General features: G+C 62.1%; 25 protein-coding genes and 1 tRNA gene. 14 read left to right on the top strand and 12 right to left on the bottom strand.

Going from position 1 to position 22,585, the window contains the following annotated elements:
• Window positions 1-287 precede the first annotated feature (287 nt).
• From E2N92_RS02460 to E2N92_RS02420, 9 genes are all read right to left on the bottom strand, one after another.
• Window positions 288-746, bottom strand: coding sequence for a hypothetical protein (locus E2N92_RS02460; RefSeq protein ID WP_220682122.1), 459 nt, complete (start codon window positions 744-746; stop codon window positions 288-290).
• Window positions 747-814: 68 nt separating this feature from the next.
• On the bottom strand, window positions 815-1,090 hold the full coding sequence (gene albA / locus E2N92_RS02455) for a DNA-binding protein Alba (RefSeq protein ID WP_220682121.1): 276 nt from the start codon (window positions 1,088-1,090) through the stop codon (window positions 815-817).
• A 23-nt stretch (window positions 1,091-1,113) separates the two neighbouring features.
• The gene (asd, locus tag E2N92_RS02450) at window positions 1,114-2,130 is read right to left on the bottom strand and encodes an aspartate-semialdehyde dehydrogenase (protein WP_220682120.1); all 1,017 of its coding nucleotides are present in this window, start codon (window positions 2,128-2,130) and stop codon (window positions 1,114-1,116) included.
• An 886-nt stretch (window positions 2,131-3,016) separates the two neighbouring features.
• On the bottom strand, window positions 3,017-3,190 hold the full coding sequence (locus E2N92_RS02445) for a DUF362 domain-containing protein (protein WP_220682119.1): 174 nt from the start codon (window positions 3,188-3,190) through the stop codon (window positions 3,017-3,019).
• Window positions 3,191-3,253: 63 nt separating this feature from the next.
• A complete protein-coding gene (gene dapB, locus E2N92_RS02440; protein WP_220682118.1) occupies window positions 3,254-4,015 on the bottom strand; it encodes a 4-hydroxy-tetrahydrodipicolinate reductase in 762 nt (253 codons plus the stop codon).
• The gene (gene dapA / locus E2N92_RS02435) at window positions 4,008-4,883 is read right to left on the bottom strand and encodes a 4-hydroxy-tetrahydrodipicolinate synthase (RefSeq protein ID WP_220682117.1); all 876 of its coding nucleotides are present in this window, start codon (window positions 4,881-4,883) and stop codon (window positions 4,008-4,010) included. The genes dapB and dapA overlap by 8 nt, the downstream gene beginning before the upstream one ends.
• 9 nt (window positions 4,884-4,892) lie before the next feature.
• Window positions 4,893-5,087: a 30S ribosomal protein S17e gene (locus E2N92_RS02430; protein ID WP_220682116.1), complete on the bottom strand. Its 195-nt coding sequence runs from the start codon at window positions 5,085-5,087 to the stop codon at window positions 4,893-4,895.
• Complete coding sequence (locus E2N92_RS02425; RefSeq protein ID WP_220682115.1) at window positions 5,078-5,650, bottom strand: thiamine-phosphate synthase family protein; 573 nt, start codon at window positions 5,648-5,650, stop codon at window positions 5,078-5,080. Before E2N92_RS02425 ends, E2N92_RS02430 begins: the two co-directional genes overlap by 10 nt.
• A gap of 32 nt (window positions 5,651-5,682) precedes the next feature.
• Window positions 5,683-6,231: an HDIG domain-containing metalloprotein gene (locus E2N92_RS02420; RefSeq protein ID WP_220682114.1), complete on the bottom strand. Its 549-nt coding sequence runs from the start codon at window positions 6,229-6,231 to the stop codon at window positions 5,683-5,685.
• A gap of 83 nt (window positions 6,232-6,314) precedes the next feature.
• Here E2N92_RS02420 and E2N92_RS02415 point away from each other — a divergent pair, with 83 nt between their 5' ends.
• Window positions 6,315-6,512: a hypothetical protein gene (locus E2N92_RS02415; RefSeq protein ID WP_220682113.1), complete on the top strand. Its 198-nt coding sequence runs from the start codon at window positions 6,315-6,317 to the stop codon at window positions 6,510-6,512.
• A gap of 9 nt (window positions 6,513-6,521) precedes the next feature.
• Here the strand turns inward: E2N92_RS02415 and priL are convergent, their stop codons facing one another.
• On the bottom strand, window positions 6,522-7,532 hold the full coding sequence (priL, locus tag E2N92_RS02410; protein WP_220682112.1) for a DNA primase regulatory subunit PriL: 1,011 nt from the start codon (window positions 7,530-7,532) through the stop codon (window positions 6,522-6,524).
• Entirely contained in the window at window positions 7,532-8,275 is a 744-nt protein-coding gene (locus tag E2N92_RS02405; protein WP_220682111.1) for a DNA polymerase sliding clamp, read from the bottom strand. The genes priL and E2N92_RS02405 overlap by 1 nt, the downstream gene beginning before the upstream one ends.
• Window positions 8,276-8,373: 98 nt before the next feature.
• On the opposite strand from E2N92_RS02405, the gene E2N92_RS02400 reads away from it, so the two are divergent.
• The 12 genes from E2N92_RS02400 (at window position 8,374) to E2N92_RS02345 (ending at window position 19,935) form a co-directional block, all read left to right on the top strand.
• On the top strand, window positions 8,374-8,973 hold the full coding sequence (locus E2N92_RS02400; protein ID WP_220682110.1) for an RlmE family RNA methyltransferase: 600 nt from the start codon (window positions 8,374-8,376) through the stop codon (window positions 8,971-8,973).
• On the top strand, window positions 8,963-9,841 hold the full coding sequence (moaA, locus tag E2N92_RS02395; protein WP_220682109.1) for a GTP 3',8-cyclase MoaA: 879 nt from the start codon (window positions 8,963-8,965) through the stop codon (window positions 9,839-9,841). The genes E2N92_RS02400 and moaA overlap by 11 nt, the downstream gene beginning before the upstream one ends.
• Before the next feature lie 221 nt (window positions 9,842-10,062).
• Window positions 10,063-10,578, top strand: coding sequence for a hypothetical protein (locus E2N92_RS02390; RefSeq protein WP_220682108.1), 516 nt, complete (start codon window positions 10,063-10,065; stop codon window positions 10,576-10,578).
• Window positions 10,579-10,595: 17 nt separating this feature from the next.
• Window positions 10,596-11,795, top strand: a complete 1,200-nt coding sequence (locus E2N92_RS02385) for an ArgE/DapE family deacylase (RefSeq protein WP_220682107.1) — start codon at window positions 10,596-10,598, stop codon at window positions 11,793-11,795.
• A 92-nt stretch (window positions 11,796-11,887) separates the two neighbouring features.
• Entirely contained in the window at window positions 11,888-12,517 is a 630-nt protein-coding gene (locus E2N92_RS02380) for a hypothetical protein (RefSeq protein ID WP_220682106.1), read from the top strand.
• Between the two features lie 76 nt (window positions 12,518-12,593).
• A tRNA-Arg gene (locus E2N92_RS02375) sits at window positions 12,594-12,665 on the top strand.
• Window positions 12,666-13,345: 680 nt separating this feature from the next.
• Window positions 13,346-14,044, top strand: a complete 699-nt coding sequence (locus E2N92_RS02370; RefSeq protein ID WP_220682105.1) for a glycerophosphodiester phosphodiesterase — start codon at window positions 13,346-13,348, stop codon at window positions 14,042-14,044.
• Between the two features lie 53 nt (window positions 14,045-14,097).
• Window positions 14,098-14,739: a LysE family transporter gene (locus E2N92_RS02365; protein ID WP_220682104.1), complete on the top strand. Its 642-nt coding sequence runs from the start codon at window positions 14,098-14,100 to the stop codon at window positions 14,737-14,739.
• Window positions 14,740-14,779: 40 nt separating this feature from the next.
• Window positions 14,780-15,997, top strand: a complete 1,218-nt coding sequence (locus E2N92_RS02360; protein WP_220682103.1) for an NAD(P)-dependent malic enzyme — start codon at window positions 14,780-14,782, stop codon at window positions 15,995-15,997.
• A 26-nt stretch (window positions 15,998-16,023) separates the two neighbouring features.
• Window positions 16,024-17,736 (top strand): FAD-dependent oxidoreductase, encoded by a 1,713-nt coding sequence (locus tag E2N92_RS02355; RefSeq protein ID WP_220682102.1) that lies wholly within the window; start codon window positions 16,024-16,026, stop codon window positions 17,734-17,736.
• Complete coding sequence (locus tag E2N92_RS02350) at window positions 17,736-18,506, top strand: succinate dehydrogenase/fumarate reductase iron-sulfur subunit (RefSeq protein ID WP_220682101.1); 771 nt, start codon at window positions 17,736-17,738, stop codon at window positions 18,504-18,506. The genes E2N92_RS02355 and E2N92_RS02350 overlap by 1 nt, the downstream gene beginning before the upstream one ends.
• A gap of 4 nt (window positions 18,507-18,510) precedes the next feature.
• Entirely contained in the window at window positions 18,511-19,935 is a 1,425-nt protein-coding gene (locus tag E2N92_RS02345; protein ID WP_220682100.1) for an aspartate ammonia-lyase, read from the top strand.
• Window positions 19,936-19,943: 8 nt separating this feature from the next.
• On the opposite strand, the gene E2N92_RS02340 is transcribed toward E2N92_RS02345, so the two are convergent.
• The gene (locus tag E2N92_RS02340; protein WP_220682099.1) at window positions 19,944-21,692 is read right to left on the bottom strand and encodes a C45 family peptidase; all 1,749 of its coding nucleotides are present in this window, start codon (window positions 21,690-21,692) and stop codon (window positions 19,944-19,946) included.
• 334 nt (window positions 21,693-22,026) lie between these two features.
• On the opposite strand from E2N92_RS02340, the gene E2N92_RS02335 reads away from it, so the two are divergent.
• Complete coding sequence (locus tag E2N92_RS02335) at window positions 22,027-22,578, top strand: TVP38/TMEM64 family protein (RefSeq protein WP_220682098.1); 552 nt, start codon at window positions 22,027-22,029, stop codon at window positions 22,576-22,578.
• Window positions 22,579-22,585: the final 7 nt, after the last annotated feature.

The following is a 22,585-nucleotide window of genomic DNA, read 5'->3' as shown; positions in this document are numbered from 1 at the left end:
CACCACCATGCCGGGGGCGGTTGCCGCCCGGACCCCCGGGATGAAGATAGGGGCGGGAAGGCACAATCAATCGCCATGAAGAGCGTACTGCCGTCCACCGCCTATCGAATCGCGCGGGGGGACCGGGGGGCGGCATGATGTTCGACTTCGATTCACTTCTCGAACGCAAGGATGGGGGTCAAGAATCGATCCAGATCTGATCTGATATTTTCATCGCGTATGCTTGAGGCGTGCTTTCGCCTCATGAAAAATTCTACCGAGCCGAAAATAAACAAAAAGATCAGGCCTTACGTCCTGAAGTACCCGATGCTTGCCGGCAGGCGGGTGGTATTGTAATAGACCCGCTGTTCCTGCGGGGTCTTCACGGTGATCTCTGGAACCGAGACCGAAAACTCGTGCTCATAGAAACGGAAGGTGCCGTCGTCATAACCGTTGGCCGCTCCCTCGACCACGAGGACGGCGTGGTCCATGCCGATCTCTTCGATGGTGGCATTCTGGAAATTTGCGACCTCAGTGACCTTGGTGCGCAGGTCGCTCATCCCGAGAAAATGAACGAGAAGCTGAACGCCGTCGTCGACGGTATAGGTGACGTTCACCGTTGCTTCATCGTTGACCAGGTCGATCTCGACGCTCTGGACGGTGATATATCCGTGTCGATATTCAGAGGTATTCTCTGCGGCCATCGCGGGTACTGCAAACGCCGCGAGGCACAGAGCGATCACAAGGCCGTACGCCAGTCGTCTCATTCGGAATAGATCTCTTACGAGAGATCTTATAGCCTTTCTGGTCGGGGAAAAAAAGAGGTATGTCCTTGTTAGAGGTTTTGGGACAGAATAATCTCAATACTGGAGACGTTCGTCCTTCCTGTGTCAGTATCGATCATCTCGGTCGAGGTGAGGATCTCCTTTTTTGCGACCCCATCCAGGAAACGGTTGATCGCAATCTCGGCCGTGTCGACCGCCCTTGAAATAGCCTTGCCCCTTGATTTTATAGCCACTTCCTCTGCACCATTGTTGAACTGGGTAACGACTGCGAGCACGTAGTTCATCACCGGTTTGTTCCCGACGAATACTGTGTTGTCTTTCAACATAGTCCACCTCTGCCGATGGTCAATCAGAGATACTTCTCCTTATAAATTAACTCCGCATTCAGGACCGATGCCCCGGCCGCGCCACGGATGGTGTTGTGGCCGAGTGCCGTGAATCTCGGCCCCTCCCGTAACCTTCCGACCGATACCGTCATGCCGTTGCCGCGGTTGCGGTCGAGCCTCGGCTGCGGGCGGTCAGGTTGCTTGAGGTACTCAACAGACTTTGCAGGCTGGGTCGGCAGGCCGGAGAACGGTGCTACGTACTCCTCAAACGCCCGCCTGATCTCCTCGAGGGACCGGTCCATGTCAAGCCACACCGAGAGAGTGTGGCCATCGATGACCGGAACCCGGTTACAGCAGGCACTCACCGAGAAGGAGGCCGGTTCGACCGCAGCACCATCAAATGTCCCCATGATCTTCCTCGGTTCGGTCTCCATCTTCTCCTCTTCATTCTTGATGAAGGGGACCACGTTGTCGAAGATCTCCATGCCGGCGATGCCCTGGAAACCCGCGCCCGAGATCGCCTGCATCGTCGCCACCTGCACGCCGGAGAAGCCGAGCGGCTGCAGGGGTGCGAGGGCGAGCGTCAGCATGATCGTCGAGCAGTTGGGGTTGGTGACGATGAAACCGTCCCGTCCCCGGTCATGCTGTACGTCGATGAGACCGAGATGATCGGCATTGACCTCAGGGATGACGAGCGGGACGTCAGGGTCCATCCGATGCGAACTGGCGTTCGAACAGACACCGACACCTGCGGCAGCCACCTCAAGTTCGGTCTTCCCTGCGACATCCGCAGGCAGTGCCGAGAAGACGATGTCGCAGTCCTTAACCGCAGCGGCGGTGGTGGGGCTGACGACGATCTCTCCTGCGCCTTCAGGGAACGGCACATCAAGGCGCCAGTTGACCGCGTCACGATACTTCTTGCCAGCACTGCGCTCCGATGCCGTGAGCACCCCCAGGTCGAACCACGGGTGATCGGCCAGGAGTTGTACAAACCTCTGACCGACGGCACCGGTTGCGCCGAGAACTCCTACTGTAATCATGGATGACTTTACCTATATGCGAAGGTTTATTAAAATGTTACTTTTGCAGAGCATTCCCCATTTTTTCTCTATCAACGACGTTACAGGGAGCGATAGATTCGATTTGAAGAGGAACGCAGGGAAATAGAGAAACGTGCCTTTCGATCCCCGGGCGACAGGGGGCGGGGTGCCGAACGTGCAGGGCCGATCAGGGGGGACGGAAGAGATCTGAAAGATGGTGTTCTCAGGAGGTTTGCCGTCCTTCAAAGCTTTCACTATTGCTTCTACTTCAAAAATCGGTTTTTTGCTGTTTGAATCGGAGATGAACTTTGTAGAATTTTACATGAAGGGAAAGCACGCCTCAAGCATACGGGATGAAAATATCAGATCAGAACGGGATCGATTCTTGACCCTCATCCTTCCGTTCGAGGAGCGAATCGAAGTCGATCATCATGCCGCCCCTCGGCTATCTTCGTCGAGGGGGGTCCGGGGGGTTTCCCCCCGGCGCGGGATGGCAGGGAAATCTCAACGATTGGGGGCGGCCGATCCATCAGAAGAATTTTCTATCCTCTGCGTATCGGCTTCAACGGGACATGGCGAGTTCAAACTCTCATGCAAACCTGAAGAGAGGATCGTCAGGATCATTTTCATGGTAGATCATCGTGATGGTTCTCTTCGACGGGGGGCGTGCCGCCCACATCGCAGAACCTTTCCCGACATCTCGCGCCGGGTGGCGTTGCCCCCCCGGAACCCCCCACGACGAAGATAGGGGCGGGGCGGCAGCACGCTCTTGAACGACGCCGTACCTCAGAAACGTCTTCCGGTCACCTATCAAGGCCGGAGAGTTTTGGGATGACCTCGAGAATAAAATTTCAAAAGAATCGATCAAAGAGAAAAAAGATGAGATTTATTCCATCTGGATGGCTTCTGCCGGACAGACGTCGACACAGGTGCCGCAATCCGTACAGAGATCCTTGTCGATGACTGCGATACCATCCTCCATGGTGATGGCCTCTACTGGGCACTCATCGACACACGTTTCGCATCCAACACACAGATCAGCGTCAACAACTGCAACCATATTCGTACTCCACTCTATAGTTACACAAAAAACAGAGAAATAGATTTCGATGGAACCGTCCGCTCAGAGTCCCAGGACGTCGTCCATCGAATAGATCCCCGGTGCCTGACCATCCGCCCAGGCTGCCGCCCGCACCGCACCGCTCGCAAAGACCGCGCGGTCATAAGCGCGGTGCGAGAGTTCGATGGTCTCGTAGTTCCCGGCGAAGAGCACCGAGTGATCGCCGACGATATCGCCGCCCCTGACCACATGGACGCCGATCTCGTTCTCCCGCTCCTTCATCCCCTCGCGCCCGTAGACATGGGGACGCGGGCCGAGTTCCTCGTCCAGGACTTCGAGGATGGTCTTTGCCGTGCCGCTCGGTGCGTCCTTCTTGTAGCGGTGGTGGGCCTCGGTTACTTCCACGTCGTACCCGTCACGGAGGAGGCGCGCCGCCTCGCGGATCAGTTTCCAGAAGATGTTCACGCCGACACTGAAGTTGCTGGAGATGACCGCGGGAACGTTCCCCTCGATGGCGCTCCTGATCTCCTCGCGCTGTTCGGGCGAGAACCCGGTCGTCCCGACGACCAGGGCCACACCGCGCGCGGCCGCGGCCTTGATGTTTCCGACCGATGCGCTGGCGACCGTGAAGTCGATGAGCACGTCGGGCCGCACCTCGTCGAGGAACTCACCGATCTTTTCGGCCTCGGCGACCGGCACCCCATAGAAGGAACCCTCCCTGAGATCGACGCCGCCGACGAGTTCGAGGTCTGGAGATTCGGTGACCAGACGCCCGATAATCGTCCCCATCCGCCCGAGGGCGCCGCAGACAACAACTTTAGTCATAAAGCCGCAGCACCTCCTTGAGGGCCTCCGTCTTCCCGGCGTCCAGGTCGTCGAGAGGGAGGCGGACCGGCCCTGCGGCCATCCCGCGCAGCCCGACCGCCGTCTTCACCGGAATGGGGTTGGTGTCGATGAACATCGCCCTGAAGAGCGGAGAGAGTTCGTAATGGATCCGCCGCGCCTCGGCCAGGTCGCCCCTCCTGACGGCCTCGTACATCGCCACCATCTGTGCGGGCATGAGGTCGGCGGCGACCGAGATGACGCCCGCCCCGCCGAGGGCGAGGATCGGAAGCGTGAGGGCGTCGTCGCCGGAGAGGACGACGAAGTCCTTGTCCTGCGTCCCCTCGATGATCATGGAGACCTGCTCCAGGTCGCCGCTTGCCTCCTTGACGCCGACGATGTTGGGGTGGTCGGCGAGTTCGACGACCAGGTCGGGCTGGAGATTCTGCCCGGTCCGTCCCGGGACATTGTACAGGACGATCGGGATGTCCAGGTCGGCCAGGGCGGTGAAGTGCTTGACCAGTCCCGAGCGGTTCGGTTTGTTGTAATACGGGCTGATGACCAGGGCGCCGTCCGCCCCCAGGTCCCGCGCCGCCTTCGTGAACCGTATCGCCTCGGCGGTGTTGTTTGATCCTGTCCCGGCAAGCACCGGGATTTTGCCATCCGCTGCCTCCACCGCCACCCCGATCACCTGTTCGTGCTCTTCGAAGGTAAGGGTGGCAGACTCGCCGGTCGATCCGCACGGAACGATCCCATGGACGCCCTCTCCGATCAAATAGGCTATATTTGACCGGAGGCCCTCGAGGTCGAGAGCCCGGTCAGGCGTCTGTGAAAAAGGAGTAATAATCGCTGGGTAAACTCCCTCGAACATGAGTAGGAGTTACGCCGATGTCTTTTTAGTATTTTGCTTCCTTGTGATGTAGCCAGCGACGCGGTTCCTGACGCGCTTGGAGTCGATAACGGAAAACTCAGAGACGACCTGCTTGTTCTCCTCGAAATCGCCGGAGAAGCGGCCAGTATGGGTCTTCATCATGTTCTCAGCAAGACTCTTGATATATGTCGGCTTTATTCCCATTCGCACCTATCCCTCAATTTTGTATCTTTAATGAGTCTTGACAGTTTAAGAATATTGTGCGCGACCTCCATCGGGTCTTCGCCCAGGACCCGGATCATCGGTTCCTTGCCCACCGCACCGCGGTCGTAGATGATGTCGGGTACACCGGTCTTGCAGCAGGAGGCGACTCCCCAGTCCATCGTCTTGATGCCAGGCGGTTCCTGGACGCGGTCGAAGTACCTGATGTCGAGCATCATCTCTTCCAGTTCTTCGATGAGAAAATCGGCAAACCTGATGTTGGCGGCAGCCCGAACCCTTCGGTCGAACCGCATCGCCGTCAGGACGATCCTGGCGACATGGTCGCTCGCTCCGAAGGCGATCCTCCCGACAGGATGGACCCGGTCGCCGAGTCTGACGATCCGGCCCTCGACGGCGGCGACGTCGGCGGGCCCTCGCGCCTTCTCCAGGGCATAGGCGATGTTGGACCCGACCTCGGGGATGAGGTCGGGGTCCATCTCCTCTTTCAGGAGTTCGACCGCCTCGGCGAGTCGCCTGAGCACCAGGTCGCGTTCATCTCCGGTCATGGCAGATATCCTCGTCATCCACCGGCATAATCCTACCGCAGGCCGAGTTCCTCTTTATGCCCGGCAACTGCGTCGATGGCGACCTGGTAGAAGTCGGGCAGGTCCATGAGGCTCTCGACCGCGGCGATCCGTTCCCGCGCGCACCCGGCGGCGAAAGTCCTGTCCTTCATCTTCTTTTTGACGGTCTTCGGGGTGACGTCGGTGACCGCACCGCCCTTGACCAGGGCGCATGCGATGATGAAGCCGCTGATGCTGTCGGCCGACTGGAGGGCGAGGTCGAGGGGTTCGGTGTACGGTCCGAAGAGCGTGTGGTTGTGCCGTTCCACCCCCCGGCAGACCTCTTCGGGGAGGCCTTCGTCCCTGAGGATCCGGGCGCCCTCGATACCGTGGCGGGTCATGTCCTCGCCGACGGCCTCGAAGTCGATGTCATGGAGGATCCCGATCGTCTCCCAGAGGTCGGTGTCCTCGTCGAGCGCTTCGGCGAGGCCGCGCATCACCGCGGCCGTGGCGATGCAGTGTCTGGTGAGCGACTCGGAAGTGACGTGCCGCCCCAGGAGGGCGAGTGCATGGTCGCGGTCCATACAGAAGGATGGGGCCTGACCCGGAAAAGGATGACGGAACGTCAGGAGAAGAGAAATAGGGGGACGGCATAATAGGTGGGTATATGGACGCGCGTGTACTGGATGTGCTGACCGGGGCCGCAAGCCTGCTGCTCTTCGTCGTGCTGCTCGTCGCCCTGCCGGGCGTGGTCCCCGAGGGGATGCAGCCGGAGGGGATCGGGCTTGCCTACGTCGCTGCCTTCGTGATCTTCCTGGTCACGATGAGCGGCGCAGGCTATATCATCAAAGAAAAGATCAGCTGAAAAATCGGTCTATTTTTTTTTCTGGTTTTCTTGCTGCTGTTTTTTGCGCCGATAGTACGAGAGCGGATGGCTCACCAGTTCGCAGAGCGCGTTTTTGTGGACACAGATCCCGTAGGTCCGCATCGTCGCGCACGAGGGGGGGGTGTACTCGGTCCCTGACCGCCCGGAGATATGCTCGACCTGGTACATCGTCATCGAGAGGTCGAAGTCGGGCGCGCGCTGGAAGACTTCGGCGATCTGTTCGGTCGAAAGCCCGATGTTATGGAGGAAGGCCGTGAGGGCGAACCTCCCCATGTGCGTGAGATTTGTGCCCGCCGTGACGGCAGTGATGAGGGCGGCGATACAGGGGGGAAAAGAGGTCTCGTCCACCTCGCCGAACTCTTCGAGAGTCTTCTCCCGCAGGGCCGCGGCGAGTTCGTCGGTATAGGGCTTGAGCGTATCGCAGAGCGACGCCGGGACATCAAGCGGGAGATTTTGTCCCACGACGACGCGGATCCGCTCGCGCAGCAGTTCGGCCATCTCGCTGGTGCCGACGGCGACCATGCCTTCCCGCACCTCCCGGTTGACCAGTCGCCAGTGGTCGTCGCGGAGACGGGCGACGAGTTCCACGTAGGTGGTGACCGGGATGGTCCGCGCATCGAGATCGATCCCGAGGCTCTGCGCGACATGGGCCCTGATCGCGGGGTCTTCGCGCTGGAGGGCGGCGGCGGCGCGCGCGGCCTCGTACCTCGCCAGTCGGTCAGCCATCATCCTGTCCTTCGTACAGGAGACCAAGATGCGGGCGATGACATAGGAGAAGATGGATACCTTGAAGGGAGGTTCGGACTCGTCTTTGTCCTGATCGCGCGGGTCGGAAAAGAGCGCCGCCTTTGCGCGGGCCACCGCATGCGGGAGGACGATCTTGCCGATCTCACTCTCCAGGAAGGTTTCGATGGAGTCGGTACTGTCCCTGGCAAATGTCTGGGACTCCTGCAAAAAAGGATATCGTGCCAGGTGGTTCCGCTCCAGGTCGACGCCCATTACTCGGCCTCGATCCGCGGGGCGAGGAGGTACTGGATGTGGCCGCTCCCCTCGGCCAGGTCGAAGAGGAACCGCACCGGGTGGTCGACGCCGATCTCCGCCCTGACCTTCTCGGCGCGGGCCATGACCTTGCCCATGTCCTTGAGATAGTCGAGGGAGAAGAGCGAGCGCGCCTCTGCCGGCTGGATGTCGATGAGCTGGTCGCGCCCGAGTTCGAGCCTGATGTGATCGGTGTCGCCTTCGGCCATCATAAAGAAGGTCTCGGTCTTCTCATCGATCCCGAGTGCGATCTTGTCTGAGATGACGTCGGCGGCCTTGATTGCCGAGGAGAGGGCGCTACCCTGGAGATCGACCTTGCCGGGGAGCTCGATCGCGGGGGGACTCGGGTCCTTCCTGATGGTGTTGACGTCGAGGAGGGTGACCGAGTACTGGTAACTCCCGAAGGAGAGTTCGAGTTTGTGGCTGCCTTCGGCGAGGTTGAGGGAGAGGAGGTCGCCCTTCGACATCATGCCGAGGATGCTCTTCATCTTCGCGATATCGATCCCGAGCTCTTCGGGGGCGGCTTCGTAGGTTTCGAAGGCGTCCTTGCCCAGTTCGAGGGAGACCATGGCGACGTTGGCGGTGTCGACCGCGCACGTCCTGATCCCGGTTTCGTCGACGTGAAGTCGGCATTCGGTCACGAGCGCGGCCACCGCGTCGATCGACTCCCTGAAGGTTTCTGCATCAATCGTTGCTTTTAACATTACAAACCCCTTATAAGACTCTTTATACATTATAGCATGATATTTTTTATTCTATCCGGTACCGCAACAGGGCTCTGAAATATAGCGGAGATAAGGGAATGACATCACAGTGGACACGGGACAGATATTATAAAAAAGCGATGAAAGAGGGCTTCAGGGCACGGGCCGCGTACAAATTGACCGAGATCCAGAGGCGTTTTACGGTGATCAGAGAGGACGACAATGTCGTCGATCTCGGCGCCGCGCCGGGAAGCTGGCTGCAGGTGCTCCAGACACTCACGCACGGCAGGATCATCGGCGTCGACCTCAACCCGATCGCACCGATGGAGGGTGTTTCAACGTTGGTCGGCGACTTCACCACGCCTGAAGTCCAGGAAGAGATCCGGGGGCTTGCCGAAGGCACGGTCTCGGTGGTGACCTGCGACGCCTCCCCCAAACTCTCGGGAGCGTCGAGTTACGACCAGGCGCGGGCCATCGGTCTGGGAGAGGACGCCCTTATGTTTGCGGTCACGCTCCTCAAGGAGGGTGGGAACTTTGTCTGCAAGTCCTTCCAGGGCGAGGACTTCCCTGAGTTCTATGCCGAGGTGAAGAAGCACTTCCGCTCGGTGCGCACGTACCGCCCGCAGGCCTCGAGACGGGGGAGCAGAGAAGTATACGTTATCGCCAAGAACTTCAGGAGGAGTGGCGATGGTGCTTGAGGATACCTTCGGCCGGAAGGTGACCAACCTCCGTCTCAGCATCACTCCCCGGTGCAATCTCGACTGTTTCTACTGCCATGCCGAGGGCGAGGTGCAGCCGCGCGAGGAACTCTCGCTCGAGGAGATCCGGGAGATCCTGGAGGTCGGGGCGAAGTTCGGGATCAGGAGCGTGAAGTTCACCGGCGGGGAGCCCCTGGTCAGAAAGGACATTCTCGATATTGTCAGGGCGGTTCCTGACGGGATCGAGGCGTCGCTCACCACCAACGGCACGCTCCTCGAGGGGCTTGCCCATGACCTCAAGGCGGCCGGACTCTCGCGGGTGAACGTGAGCCTCGATACCCTCAGGCCCGAGCGCTACCGGGAGATCACCAAAAAAAATCTCCTCGACCGGGTGGTCAGGGGCATCAGGGCCGCGGTGGACGCCGGGTTGACGCCGGTGAAGTTGAATATGGTCCTTCTCAAGGACGTAAACGAGGACGAAGTCGACGACTTTTTTGCCTTTGTCAGGGGTAACGACAACCTCATCCTCCAGGTGATCGAGTTGATGGAGTTCAACGAGTGCACCCTCCATGGGGACGTGGACCGTCTGGAGCGGGAGATCGCGGAGAACTCAAAGGAGATCGTCACCAGGCGGATGCACCACCGCAAGAAATACTGTATGGATGGGGCGGAGATCGAGGTGGTCAGACCTCTCCACAACACCGAATTCTGCGCCTTCTGCAACCGCCTGCGGGTCACCTCGGACGGGTACCTCAAGCCCTGTCTGCTGCGGACCGACAACCATATCGATATCAGGGGCAAGCACGGGGAGGAACTCGAGAACCTCTTTGTGAAGGCCGTGCAGATCAGGGAACCGTTCTTCAGGTGAGGGCAGGCCCTGATCTCGTGCCCACCTTTTTTTCTGTTGAGTCGGGCATGGCCCCCCGGCGCGAGACTGCGGTGAAGAATCTGCAATGGGGCGGCACGCCTGATCGTCAAGCCGTTCTACACTCTCCCACCGGGGCCGCCCCTCTCCACACATTTTCTGCTTCTATTCCCGGTTCCTGCCAGTATGCAATGGTATATAGCATGACTGAGTAAACAGAGTGTATGAACGAACTCTTCGAGGACGAATATTTCAGAGTTCTGGTGAGGTATTATGGAAAGTCTCTCATCCTTGAGGACCCGAGCGACTTCCACCCGACGCTTTCGTTTTATTTCTTCGACGCACTGGCGCACATCGAGCATACCCTGAGCACCTATGCCATCAACTACCAGGCGCCCAAGAATATCATGTACCAGGAGTACATGCGCTGGCGGCTCGACGAGGCGAAGAAGGACGACCACCCGCTTTTCCCGGGCTTCGTCAACTGGCTCAAGGCAAACCACCCGGAGCGGTTCAAGAAGCTCCCGATGGTCTGGCGCGGGGTCTATGATAATGATAACCCGGCAAGTTACCGGAGTTTCAGGATCGTTCTGGACCCTGAGAGCAAGCGCCCCATTCCGGCGTCGTTCTTCGCCGATGCAGTCGACGAGTTCTTCTCCCGTGAATTCTTCAACAGTATCTATACGGAAGGTTCGCTCGGGAAACTCTTTGAAGAGTACAAATCGAGCGTAAGCGCCTGAAGAGGAAGAGAAAGATCATGGATGTCGGCGATCTCTGCAGGGACCTGGTGCGACTCAGGAGCGAGAACCCACCCGGGGAGACACGGGAGGTCGCCGAGTACATCCATTCGTTTCTTGCGGAGATCGGGATCGAGAGCACGGTCGTCTCCAGGGACGGGCGGCGGTGCAACCTGATCGCCCGGCATCATAACCCACAGCTGCTCCTCTGCGGCCATCTCGATGTCGTCCCGGCCATCGCCGACGGCTGGCGCCATCCTCCTTTCAGCGGCGTGGAGGAGGACGGGTACATCTGGGGGCGGGGGAGCAGCGATATGAAGGGCGGGTGCGCCGCTCTGCTCACCGCGCTCAGGCGGGCCGTCGACGAGGGCGAGGAACCGCCGGTCGAGGTAGTCTTTGTCTGCGACGAGGAGACCGGCGGGTGTTATGGGATGGAGTATCTCCTGGCCAAGGGGGTGCTCAGGCCGTGCGACACCCTCATCGCAGAACCGACTCCTCCCCTCTCGCCGTGCATCGGACAGAAAGGGCTTGCGCGGATCTCGCTCTCTTTTGCCGGGGAACCCGGTCACAGTTCGTTGTATCCGGCCGTCGGGAGGAGCGCGGTGATGGAGGCGCACGAGGTCATCGAGTATCTCAAGGCCCTCCATGAACGCGATTATCCGGTGAGTGCGGAGATGGAGCGGGTGATCGCTCGCTCCTCCGCCGTGCTGGAGGGACTTTTCGGACTCCAGGGCCTGGACCATGTGCTCCGCCGGGTGATGTTCAACCCCGGCGTGATCCGGGGAGGAGAGAAGGCGAATATCGTGGCCGAACACTGCGACCTGGACCTGGACCTCCGGATCCCATGGGGGTGCACGGCCGGTGAGATCGTCTCAGAGATCGCGGCCCTGGTCCCATCGGCGGAGATGAAGGTGACCGCGGTCTCCGACCCCTCCTGTACCTCGCCGTCGGCGCGGGTGGCCGAACGGGTCTGTGCCGAGATCAGGCGGGTGTATGGGGAGGCGCCGGTCCCGATCTTCCAGTGGGCGGCAAGCGACGCCCGTCATCTCCGGAAAGCCGGGTTCCCGGCGGTGGAGTACGGGCCCGGCGAGGTGACGACGATCCACGGGGTCAACGAACGCGTCGCCATCGATTCGCTCATCCGTGCCGAAGAGATATTTTATGGGATTATTTCATCATATTGCACTACACGGCCCCCAACTGAAGATGCAAACGATTAAATATTCTCGGGCGTGATCCATTCTCTCATATATAGCCTTGCCTCTGCTCCGGCTGTAAACTCATATATATGGAGAGATTACATTCTTTCCTGATGAAAACTCCGTATCTTCTTCTTCCTCTTCTCATCTGCATGGCCCTGTTTGCCGCCGGGTGTGCCGAGGAGATCCCCTCGGATCAGGCGGGGACGTCCTCGCAGGGGGGAGGAACAACTGAGTCCGATGGAACGGCCGGTACGGTGATGGACAGCAGTCATGTCATTGAGGTGACCCCCTATCCGACCGAGACTACACCGACGCTCGGGCCGAGCGCGCGTCCCGCGCCCGAGCAACCGCCACAGCAAGAGTATCCGGTCGTCCTCCACGAGGAACTGAAGAAACCTTCTTTCTCAAAGGCATGGAACGTCGACGTCCCTCACCCCCCTATGATCATCGAGGCCGAGGTGACGCCTGAGATCGAGAGCAGAAAGGTGCTGGTCACCCATGGGACGAAAGAGACGTGGGAGACCGTGACCCGGCCCAGCGACACGAGCAGGCTTACGATCACCGTCAGGGACGAGAACGGGAACATCGTGGAAGAAGACGGGTTCGGCGGCCTCTACTCGACGGTCAGAGAGAAAGAACTGATGGTGCTCGGCCCCGGAAACTATCTGCTGGAGATGCATGGAACCTATGTGGACGTGGACCTGACGGTCAGGGTCGGGAAGCTTGAAGAATCGGTCTGACCAGACCCCCATTTTTTTCGGGAAAGGGGAACGAATATATGCAATGACGTTCAATTCTATAGAGCACGTCTGCAGTGTCCCGGTAGGGTAGTGGATATCCTAGAAGCCTGCGGAGCTTTTGACCCGGGTTCAAGTCCCGGCCGGGGCGTCTCCATTTTTGTGTATTTCTGACCCTTGAGCCTCTGGTCTCGGTCTGCCGTCACTTTTCTGTTGTTGTCTTTCGGGCTTTGTTGGGCTCTGGAGAAATCATCCGGGCTGTTCGGCTCTGTGGAATCGGGCATGAACTCCGGGTTCAAGCATACGGGATGAAAATTCTCGTTGATCTCCAGGGTGTTTGGATCTGTGCTCCCCCTTCAGAGCAGGACACCATGGGGGGAACACCACTCACCTGCCGCCCCCACCTATCCTCTTTCCTGGGGGTCCGGGGGTGCAACCCCCGGCGCGAGACGGCGGTAAAGATTCTACGATCTGGGGCGGCACAACCGATCATCACGCCTTCCCACACCATCGGCCGGGGGCTCTGCCCCCGGACCCCTGGGATGGCGATAGGGGTGGGAAGGCAGAACGCCGATCATGCTGAAGGGGTCTCTGTCATCTGCATATCATCTTCAACGAGATATGGCCGGTTTAAACTCTTATGCAAACCCGGAGAGATAATCGTCAGGATCATTTTCATGGTAATATTTCATGAGGCGTGCTCTCACCTCATGCAAAATTCTACAGGACCGAAATGGAAAATATTCCTGTCAGGTACGCCCCTGATCTGTCATGGACCGTCCTCCTCCCCCGGCCGTCACCTCTATATCCTCGCGGCACCTGCCTCCCGGCATGTTCATCATCGGCCACCGGGGGGCGCGGGCCGTCGCCCCAGAGAACACCCTCGCGGCGCTCAGGAAGGGGATGGCATGCGCCGACTATGTCGAGGTCGACGTCCGCCAGACCGAAGACGGCGCCCTGGTGACGGTCCACGACCCCACCGTCGACCGCACGACCGACGGGCACGGCGCAGTCGGGGCCCTCACCCTCCGCGAGGTGCGGCGCCTCGACGCCGGCGGGGGCGAGCAGGTGCCGACCTTCGAGGAGGTGCTCGACCTCGTGCTGGGGCGGTGCGGGCTCGTGGTGGAGATCAAAGAGGTCGGGACCGAGGCGGCGGTCTGCGAGGCGGTCAAGGAACATGGGACCGACCGGGTTCTCATCGTCTCTTTCCATGCCTCCAGCCTCGAAGTGGTCAGGGAAGTCCTCCCGCAGGTGAAGACCGGGCTCATCTTCTCGCGGCTCGTCGAGGATCCCATCGGCCTCGCCCTCTCGGTCGGGGCCGGTATTCTTCTCCCGCGCGCCGACCGCCTCAGCCGCGACCTCGTCGAGCAGGCCCATGCCCACTATCTCCGCGTCGTCCCCTGGGTGCTGAACACCGAGGGCGAGGTGCGGCGGGCGGCGGCCATGGGCGCGGACGGTTTCGCCACCGACGACCCCTGCGCGGCGCGGCGATGGGTCGAGGCACTCCTCGCGGTGGAGGCGGCGAGGTGAATCCCGGCTGATCGCTTTTTTTTCTCCTGCTCGCCAACACTCTACCACAGATCATGGCCGGCTCCCTCTATCTCACCCAGTTTGTCACCATCGCCGTCATCCACCTCCTGGCCGTCGCCGCGCCGGGGCCTGACTTTGCGATGGTCGTGAAGCAGAGCGTCAGTTACGGACGGCGAACCGCCCTTGTCACCAGCCTCGGGATCGCCTGCGGGCTTCTCATCCACGTGACCTATGCCCTCCTCGGTATCGGGGTCTTCATCGCCCATTCCCTCGTCGCCTTCACGGTGATGAAAGTCCTGGCCGCGGCCTGCCTCATCATCCTCGGCATCAAGGCCCTGCAGACCCCACCGTACCGGGAGGACGGCGACGGGGGGATCGAGGCTGTCCGGGTTCCGGGCGCGGGGAAGGCCTTCATGACCGGGTTGATGACCAATGCCTTCAACCCCAAGGCCGCCCTCTTTATCCTCTCCCTCTTCACGGTCGTGATCACACCCGGCACGCCGGCCCTCCTCCAGGCCGGGTACGGGGTGTACATGGGCGTGGCGACCGCCCTCTGGTTTACGCTCGTCTCGTCCCTCTTCAGCCACACCGCGGTCCGCACCCGTTTTCTCAGGATGGGCCACTGGTTCGATCGGACGATGGGTGCCCTCCTCATCGTGCTCGGACTCGGCGTGCTGGCGGCCGGGCAGGAGTGACGCCAATCTTTATGAGGACGGCGGACACCATGGCGCACCTATGGGGCGGGATATCTACGCCGAATCGCTGGACCTCCATGAACGGCACCAAGGAAAGATCGGTGTCAGGGGGAAGGTGCCGGTCAGGACGGTCCACGACCTGGCCCTCACCTACACGCCGGGCGTCGCCGAGGTGTGCCGCCAGATCGCCGCAGCACCCGACCTCGCTTACCGCTACACCCTCAAGGCCAACACCGTGGCGATCGTCTCCGACGGGTCGGCGGTCCTCGGGCTCGGGGACATCGGGGGCTATGGGGCCATCCCGGTGATGGAGGGGAAGGCCCTCCTCTTCAGGGAGTTCGCCGGGATCGACGCTTTTCCTATCTGTTTCGCCGACAAAGACCAGGATCTTGTCGGGCAGATCCGAAACATCGCTCCGGTCTTTGGCGGGATCAACCTGGAAGACATCGCGGCGCCGCGATGTTTTGCGATCGAAGAAGAACTCCAGGACCTCGGGATCCCGGTGATGCATGACGACCAGCACGGAACCGGGGTGGTGGTTCTGGCGGCCCTCGTCAATGCCTGCCAACTCATCGGTAAGGAGTTTGCCGACCTGAAAATCGTGGTCAGCGGGGCCGGGGCGGCCGGGTATGGCATCACCCGTCTCCTCACCTGCCTGGGGATGGACCGGATGCTCTGCACGCCGGTCGGAGAGATCATCGTCTGCGACAGCAGGGGGACGCTCTACCGCGGGCGATCCGACCTCCTCTCCCTTCCGCACAAATACATCCTCGCCCATGAGACCAACCGCTGGAACCTGGACGGCACCCTCGCCGATGCGCTGGTCGGCGCCGACGTCTTCATCGGGGTCTCGGCGCCGGGGATCGTGACCACAGAGATGGTCAGGTCGATGAACGACGATCCGATCGTCCTTGCCATGGCCAACCCGGTCCCCGAGATCATGCCCGGCGAGGCGGCGGCCGCGGGGGCGGCGATCGTCGGGACCGGCCGGAGCGACTTCCCCAACCAGGTCAACAACGTCCTTGCCTTCCCGGGGATCTTCAGGGGCGCCCTCGACGCCGCCGCGTCCAGGATCACCGACGAGATGAAACTGGCGGCCGCCGCCGCCCTCGCCGCCACCGTCGATGAGCCGCGGCCAGACCATATCCTCCCTGATGTCCTCGACCGCCGGGTCGCGGGTGCCGTCGCCGCCGGGGTGCAGGAGGCGGCGGTGCGGTGCGGGTGTGCCCGGCGGCATGCACCGGCACAAAGGGTTTGAGGACAGGATGACCTGAGGGGGGAGAGATGGGAGCGCGTGCAGAGGTCCATGCCCATGACCTGGTCATCGTCGGCGGCGGACTGACCGGACTCAGGGCGGCACTCCAGGCCTGCCGTGCCGGGGTGGCGACGGCGGTGGTCTCCAAAGTCCACCCGCTCAGGTCCCACTCGGTCGCCGCCCAGGGCGGGATCAACGCCGCCCTCGGGAACGCACCCGGCTACGAGGAGGACACCCCGGAGGCCCACGCCTTCGACACCGTGAAGGGCTCTGACTATCTTGCCGACCAGGACGCCGTCGCCGTGATGTGCCGGGAGGCCCCGGCGGCCGTGATCGAACTCGAACATATGGGCGTGGTCTTCTCCAGGACTGAAGAGGGAACGATCGCCCAGCGTCCCTTCGGCGGCGCCGGGTTCCCGCGGACCTGCTATGCCGCCGACCGGACCGGCCACACCATCCTGCACACCCTGTACGAGCAGTTGATGGCGGCCGATGTCGCCTTCTATGAGGAATTTTTCGTCACTTCGCTGGTGACCGACGGGGGGCGGTGCACCGGGTGCACGGCCCTCTCCGTCCCCCCCGGTGAGGTGCACGCCTTCCCGGCGAAAGCGGTGCTGCTCGCGACCGGGGGGTTTGGGCGGCTGTACAGCCGGTCGACCAACGCCCTCATCAACACCGGCGACGGGGCGGCCCTCGCCCTCCGCGCCGGGGCCATGCTCAAGGACATGGAGTTCGTCCAGTTTCACCCGACCTCGCTTGCCGGGACAAACATCCTGATCACCGAAGGGGCGCGTGGGGAAGGAGGGATCCTCCTCAACCGGGAAGGGGAGCGGTTCATGGCGCGTTACGCCCCCCACTCCCTCGACCTCGCCCCGCGCGACGTCGTCGCCAGGGCGATCGAGACCGAGGTCGCCGAAGGCCGGGGGTTTCCGGGGGGATATGTCCACCTCGACCTCACCGCTCTGGGCGCCGGGAAGATCATGGCGCGGCTGCCCGGCATCAGGCAGATCGCCCTGGACTTTGCAGGCATCGACCCGGTCGCCGAACCGCTCCCGGTACAGCCTGCCCAGCACTACTCGATGGGCGGGATCGCCGTCGACGACGGGGGCAGAACGGGGGTGCCGGGGCTGTACGCCGCGGGCGAGTGCGCCTGTGTCAGCGTCCACGGGGCGAACCGTCTCGGCGGCAACTCGCTCCTCGAAACCGTGGTCTTCGGGCGGCGGGCCGCGGACGGGATCATCGATGCGGTGAACGCACGCGCGAGGCCTGACCCCGGTCCGGCCGTCGAGGCGGCCGCGGCAGATGAACGGCGGGTCGCCGCACTCCTCGGCCGCGAGGGAGAAGAGAAAGTCCCGGCCCTCCTGCGCGACCTGAAGGAGACGATGTACCGCTCTTTCGGGATCTTCAGGGAGGAGCAGAAGATGCAGGACGGACTCTCGACGCTCACGGCCCTTCGCAAGCATGCCGCCGGGGCCTCGGTCGGCGACCGGGGCCGGAGGTTCAACCAGGCGCTCGTCAACCTCCTCGAACTTGAGGACCTCCTCCTCGTCGGGGAGACGGTGGCCCGCGGGGCACTGATGCGCCGGGAGAGTCGGGGTTCGCACACTCGCACCGACTTTCCGAAGCGTGACGACGAACGCTATCTCAGGCACACGATGGCCGGTCTGGCCGACGGCAAGGTGGTCATCTCGTACGCGCCCGTGACCATCGGCACCTTCGAACCGCAGGAGCGGGTGTACTGATGATGCTGAAGGTTTTGCGGCATGACGGCCGGCCAGAGACGGCGCCGCACTATGACCTCTTCGAGATCGATGCCGAACCCGGCATGACCGTGCTCGGTGCGCTCTTCAGGGCAAGAGAGGTCTACGACGACTCCCTTGCCTTCAGGTACTCCTGCCGGGGTGCGGTCTGCGGGAGTTGTGCGATGCTCGTCAACCGGTACCCGGCCCTGGCCTGCAGGACGCAGGTGGCCGGACTGCTCGCCGGGGAGGAGCGCGAACCACTCGCGCCGTACCCGGCGATCGAGGGGGGCGAGGCGTGGGACGCCAGGACGACGGTGCTGGTCGAACCCCTCCCTCACCTGCCGGTGCTCCGCGACCTCGTCGTGGACATGGCGCCCTTCTTCGCGCACTACCGGGCTATGAGACCGACCTTCGCCCCGGCGGACCGGGCACCAGAGCGCGAGCGGTTGATGGCGCCTGAGACGGCCGGGGCCCTTGAGGCCTACACCGCCTGTCTCCTCTGCGGGGCCTGCTATGGGGCCTGCCCGGTCGACGGAGACGATCCCGCCTACGCGGGCCCCGCGGCACTGGCGAAGGTGTACCGCTTCCACCTCGACTCCAGGGAGGCCGGGGACGGCCGCCGCCTGAGGACTGCGGACACTCCCCATGGGTGGTGGCGGTGCGAGTTTCACGCCAACTGCCGGCGGGTCTGCCCGAGGGGGATCGAGCCGAATGTGGCCATCGGGCGGGCGCGGGCCGAACTGACGAGACGAAAGAAGGGGGGTGAGTGAGAGGGTGCCCACCCGTCGTGAGCGCGACTCATTGGGGGCGCGAGAGGTGCCCGCCGATGTCTACTGGGGGATCCAGACCCTGCGGGCGGTCGAGAATTTTTCGGTGAGCGGCGTGCGGGAACCCGCGGCACTGGTGAGGGCGTACCTCGTCCTCAAGAAGGCGGCGGCCTATGCAAATATGGCCCTCGGCGAGATCGACGGGGAACGGGGAGGGGCGATCGTCAGGGCCGCGGACGAGGGGCTTGAAGGGCGCTTCGACGATCAGTTCCCGGTGGACGTCTTCCAGGCCGGTGCGGGGACGTCCTTTCATATGAATGTCAACGAGGTGCTGGCAAACCGGGCCCTCGAACTCCTGGGACGCGAGAGGGGGGACTACTGTTACCTCTCCCCCAACGACCATGTCAACCGGGGCCAGTCGACCAACGACACCTTCCCGACGGCCTCGCATATCGCGGTCATCACCGAGGCCGACCGTCTCCTCGAGGCCCTCGACTCGCTGGCCCTGGCCTTCTCCACAAAAGGGGAAGAGTTCTCCGACGTCCAGAAGAGCGGGCGGACTCACCTGATGGACGCCCTGCCCCTCACCCTCGGCGACGAGTTCACGGCCTACGCCACGGCGCTCCGCCGGGCGGCCTGGCGGGTGAAGGAGCGGCGGGAAGACCTGATGGAGGTGGCCATCGGCGGGACGGCGAGCGGCACCGGGGCCAACGCCCACCCGCAGTTCCGTGAGACGGTCATCGCCGACCTCAACAGGTTCACCGGCCTCGGCCTCGTTCCGGCCGGCGACTCCTTCGAGGCCCTCCAGAGCCGCGCCCAGATGGCGGCCTTCTCCGGCGCCCTGCGTGAACTCGCCCTCGAACTGATCCGGATCGCCAACGACCTCCGGCTCCTGGGTTCGGGCCCGACGAGCGGCCTGGCCGAGGTTACCCTCCCTGCCGTCCAGCCCGGCTCCTCGATCATGGCCGGGAAGGTGAACCCCGTGATGGCCGAGTGCCTCGACATGGTCTGCTTCCAGGTGGTAGGCAACGACACCGCCGTGGCCCTCGCCGCGCAGGCCGGGCAGATCGACCTGAACGTGATGACGCCGGTGATGACGTACAACATCCTCACCTCCCTCTCGCTCCTCATCTCCTTCCTCCCCCTCTTCGAGGAGAAGTGCGTCGCCGGAATAGGAGCGAACCGGGGGCAGGCCCGCGCCTCCCTGATGAGAAACCCGGCCCTCGCCACCCTCCTCTCGCCGCGCATCGGCTATCTCAGGGCGGCCGAAATCGCCGAGGAGGCGAGGTGCCGGGGGGTGGCGGTCCCTGCCCTCGCCGTGGAGAAGGGATATCTCACCGAGAAAGAGGCGGCCGAACTCTTCGATATGGAGAGGATGGCGCGGAGCCTGTACGCGAGGTATCCCTGGACGCACCGGGAAAAAAATGAGTGAAGGCAGGCCTACCCGAAGACCTCGTCGAAGGAATACCTGGTGAACGGCGCAAACGGGGCGTCGAGGGTGTGGTTTACCAGGTCCTCAGTGGCTACGGCAAACGCTCCCTGGTCGGGGTAGGCGATGAAGGTGTACTCGGTGATCCCCTGGTACTCCTCTGAGGTCGAAGCCGCCTGCATGAGTGCGATCATCTCGGGGGTGCCGATGGTCCGCCCCTCTTTCTCGTACTCATTGAAGAGGTCGAGCATCGCCAGATACCGATAGTCTCCGGGCTCGATCGTCTCGTGATATCCCTGTACCTTTGAGACTGCCTCCGGGTTCTCGCCCTGATACTGGTAGAAGGTGTTTGCGATGATGAGGGAGAAGGGATCTTCCGGCTCGATGAACCCGGCTTTGCGCTTGGCCCCGCCGTAGGAGTCCGCCTCAAAGCAGACCGGGGCGCTTCCCGAAGAGTTCAGGTACGGCATCGAGACCCCGGCGTTATACCCCCCCGTCCGCGTCCGGTTCATCGTCTGCCAGTACTCCCACGCACCGTCCACACTGCTCTCCCCCTGGAGGGTGTCCATGTACAGCAGGACGTACGGGAACAGGTCTGTCTCGTTCCATGCCGGGACCGAGGGAGAGGAGTGGGGTACCAGGACCAGTCCGTCCTCGTTCATGCCGTTGAAAGTGCCGATGAAACCTGGCCAGTCGAACCCCACCACACGCTTCTGTCCCGACCCTGCCGGAGGGTCAGAGGCGACGATCAGGAGGCTGTTCACCGTCACCTTCCTGAGGTCGGTCTCGCCGTCCATGTTCTTGCCGTGGATAACCCCGCCGCCGAGTTCGTCGTTCTCTGTCCTGTTCCCCCATGCAACCGCGCTCGAACAGAGGTGCGGTGAGATCCCTCCGTCCTGGACACTGCTGTTTCCGAGGTTGAGGTCGCCCATGGCGAGGCCGTAGAGCCTGAAGTACAGGAGGAAGGAATAGGCGTTCTCGGCGAGGATGTCCTCGCGGGTGAGGTTTCGGCCCAGAGTTTCGGAATAGAGGTCGACCCCTCGCGCTTCCATCCCGTCGAGGACCGCATCGAACTCGTCGCCGCGTTCTGCAAGCACGCCTGTCATGTGTGCTTTCAGATAGGGGATGAAAATATCGTCATACTCCTCGGCCGATGGGTAAAATGTCTCAAGGAGGACATACTCGATCCAGTCCTTGATCTGCGGGCCGGCCAGGTAACCCATCGCATATGCCCGCTCGTCGGGCGTGCCCCTGAGCTGAAGGACCGGGCGGCCCTTCATGACAGTGAGTCTCCCGCCGCCGTCACCGACCGAGATGTTCAGTTCCTCTGGGTACGGGGAGGGGGCGACGAGTCTGATCCCGACGTCCCGGAGGGAATCGCCCTGAGCGAGCGATACGGTCCCGGGCCCAAGACGTTCCCCGGTGCTGTGCCAGCCGGTCGGGTCGCGGTATGTCGCATGGTCGATCCAGCCGTTGTCGTCGGTGTCGGCCCAGGCGTACAGGGTGTAGTTCCCGGCGGGCAGCCCGTCGATCTTGAAGGCGCCGGGTGCCGTGAGGGCTGTGAACGCGGTGACATACTCCGACTGTTCGGGATGCTCGCCGCTTTCCATCACCCTGATGTCAGGGGGACCATACCGGTCTGCATCGAGAGCGACGACATAGACCGGTCCTGTGGTGTAGTCGCCGGTGACGGTGCCGGAGATCGAGGCCTGCGTCTGCCCGGTCGTGGTGCAACCAGACGAGATGAAAAGAAGAAACATTATCGAAAGAATGAAAAGGATTTCAAATCTATTCCTCGCACTTATTTCAAAACCCATTGCGTATTAAATTTTAATATTTTTAATTTATATTTTGTCATGCCACTCTCAGGTCAAGATGTCGACCCGGGCAAAAGCATGATGAGGGGGGAGAGAAGAAAGAGGGAACCTGAGCATGGCTACACCGGCAGGATCTAACAGAGAGGATCTCTCCCCGATACCCTGCACCCATGCGCTCATCTCTCTCCATTCCAGATCAGCAGTCTCTCAGTATTCCATCCGCAGAGGCCCCCCGCACCCCGCACCTCCCCGCACCAGTCCGCGGGGGCCCTGACGCATGTGGCTGCGGCGGGCCGTCCCCTTCATCTGGGCCTCCCTGGTCGCCCTCGGCCTCATGGCATATGTGCTGTACCCGGAGTACTTCAGCCTCGCCGCTCTCGACGGCACCACCGACGAGCATCGTGCCGTCGCCCTTCTCGTTTACTTCCTCATTCTCTCGATCAGGGGCCTGGTGTTCGTCCCTTCGACGCCTCTTCTTCTCTCGGGGATCGTGCTCTTCGATCCCCTGGAAGTGTTTGTCGTGAGCATGCTCGGCATCCTCACCTCCTCCACCCTGGTTCACTGCTGCGCACGCCGCCTCGGTTTTGACGCCGTTCTCGAGAAGCGGTACCCCGAACAGTCGGCGCAGATCAGAGCGCACCTCCTGGAACACCAGTTTCCCGTCATCGCCGGGTGGAGCATCTGCCCCATTGTCCCCACCGACCTTGTCGTCTACCTTGCCTCCACCCTCAGGGTTCCGCTCTGGAAGTGCCTGGTCGGGGTGGGGGCGGGTGAGGCGGCCCTCCTCTCCCTCTATATCCTCGTCATCAAGGGGGTGCTCCTGGCCTGACTCCTGT

Source organism: Methanofollis formosanus (assembly GCF_019633745.1).
Classification (GTDB): Archaea; Halobacteriota; Methanomicrobia; order Methanomicrobiales; family Methanofollaceae; genus Methanofollis; species Methanofollis formosanus.
This window is presented reverse-complemented; position numbering and strand designations above follow the sequence as displayed.

Coding starts and splice junctions, on each gene's coding strand:
- E2N92_RS02420 (WP_220682114.1), bottom strand. CDS start 6,231: ATGGACCGCGACCATGCACTCGCCCTCCTGGGGCGGCACGTCACTTCC.
- E2N92_RS02350 (WP_220682101.1), top strand. CDS start 17,736: ATGATGCTGAAGGTTTTGCGGCATGACGGCCGGCCAGAGACGGCGCCG.
- E2N92_RS02365 (WP_220682104.1), top strand. CDS start 14,098: ATGGCCGGCTCCCTCTATCTCACCCAGTTTGTCACCATCGCCGTCATC.
- E2N92_RS02355 (WP_220682102.1), top strand. CDS start 16,024: ATGGGAGCGCGTGCAGAGGTCCATGCCCATGACCTGGTCATCGTCGGC.
- moaA (WP_220682109.1), top strand. CDS start 8,963: ATGGTGCTTGAGGATACCTTCGGCCGGAAGGTGACCAACCTCCGTCTC.
- E2N92_RS02360 (WP_220682103.1), top strand. CDS start 14,780: ATGGGGCGGGATATCTACGCCGAATCGCTGGACCTCCATGAACGGCAC.
- E2N92_RS02405 (WP_220682111.1), bottom strand. CDS start 8,275: ATGTTAAAAGCAACGATTGATGCAGAAACCTTCAGGGAGTCGATCGAC.
- E2N92_RS02380 (WP_220682106.1), top strand. CDS start 11,888: ATGAAAACTCCGTATCTTCTTCTTCCTCTTCTCATCTGCATGGCCCTG.
- E2N92_RS02370 (WP_220682105.1), top strand. CDS start 13,346: ATGTTCATCATCGGCCACCGGGGGGCGCGGGCCGTCGCCCCAGAGAAC.
- albA (WP_220682121.1), bottom strand. CDS start 1,090: ATGTTGAAAGACAACACAGTATTCGTCGGGAACAAACCGGTGATGAAC.
- E2N92_RS02425 (WP_220682115.1), bottom strand. CDS start 5,650: ATGACCGGAGATGAACGCGACCTGGTGCTCAGGCGACTCGCCGAGGCG.
- asd (WP_220682120.1), bottom strand. CDS start 2,130: ATGATTACAGTAGGAGTTCTCGGCGCAACCGGTGCCGTCGGTCAGAGG.
- dapA (WP_220682117.1), bottom strand. CDS start 4,883: ATGTTCGAGGGAGTTTACCCAGCGATTATTACTCCTTTTTCACAGACG.
- E2N92_RS02390 (WP_220682108.1), top strand. CDS start 10,063: ATGAACGAACTCTTCGAGGACGAATATTTCAGAGTTCTGGTGAGGTAT.
- dapB (WP_220682118.1), bottom strand. CDS start 4,015: ATGACTAAAGTTGTTGTCTGCGGCGCCCTCGGGCGGATGGGGACGATT.
- E2N92_RS02385 (WP_220682107.1), top strand. CDS start 10,596: ATGGATGTCGGCGATCTCTGCAGGGACCTGGTGCGACTCAGGAGCGAG.
- priL (WP_220682112.1), bottom strand. CDS start 7,532: ATGGGCGTCGACCTGGAGCGGAACCACCTGGCACGATATCCTTTTTTG.
- E2N92_RS02445 (WP_220682119.1), bottom strand. CDS start 3,190: ATGGTTGCAGTTGTTGACGCTGATCTGTGTGTTGGATGCGAAACGTGT.
- E2N92_RS02430 (WP_220682116.1), bottom strand. CDS start 5,087: ATGGGAATAAAGCCGACATATATCAAGAGTCTTGCTGAGAACATGATG.
- E2N92_RS02415 (WP_220682113.1), top strand. CDS start 6,315: ATGGACGCGCGTGTACTGGATGTGCTGACCGGGGCCGCAAGCCTGCTG.
- E2N92_RS02460 (WP_220682122.1), bottom strand. CDS start 746: ATGAGACGACTGGCGTACGGCCTTGTGATCGCTCTGTGCCTCGCGGCG.
- E2N92_RS02335 (WP_220682098.1), top strand. CDS start 22,027: ATGTGGCTGCGGCGGGCCGTCCCCTTCATCTGGGCCTCCCTGGTCGCC.
- E2N92_RS02340 (WP_220682099.1), bottom strand. CDS start 21,692: ATGTTTCTTCTTTTCATCTCGTCTGGTTGCACCACGACCGGGCAGACG.
- E2N92_RS02400 (WP_220682110.1), top strand. CDS start 8,374: ATGACATCACAGTGGACACGGGACAGATATTATAAAAAAGCGATGAAA.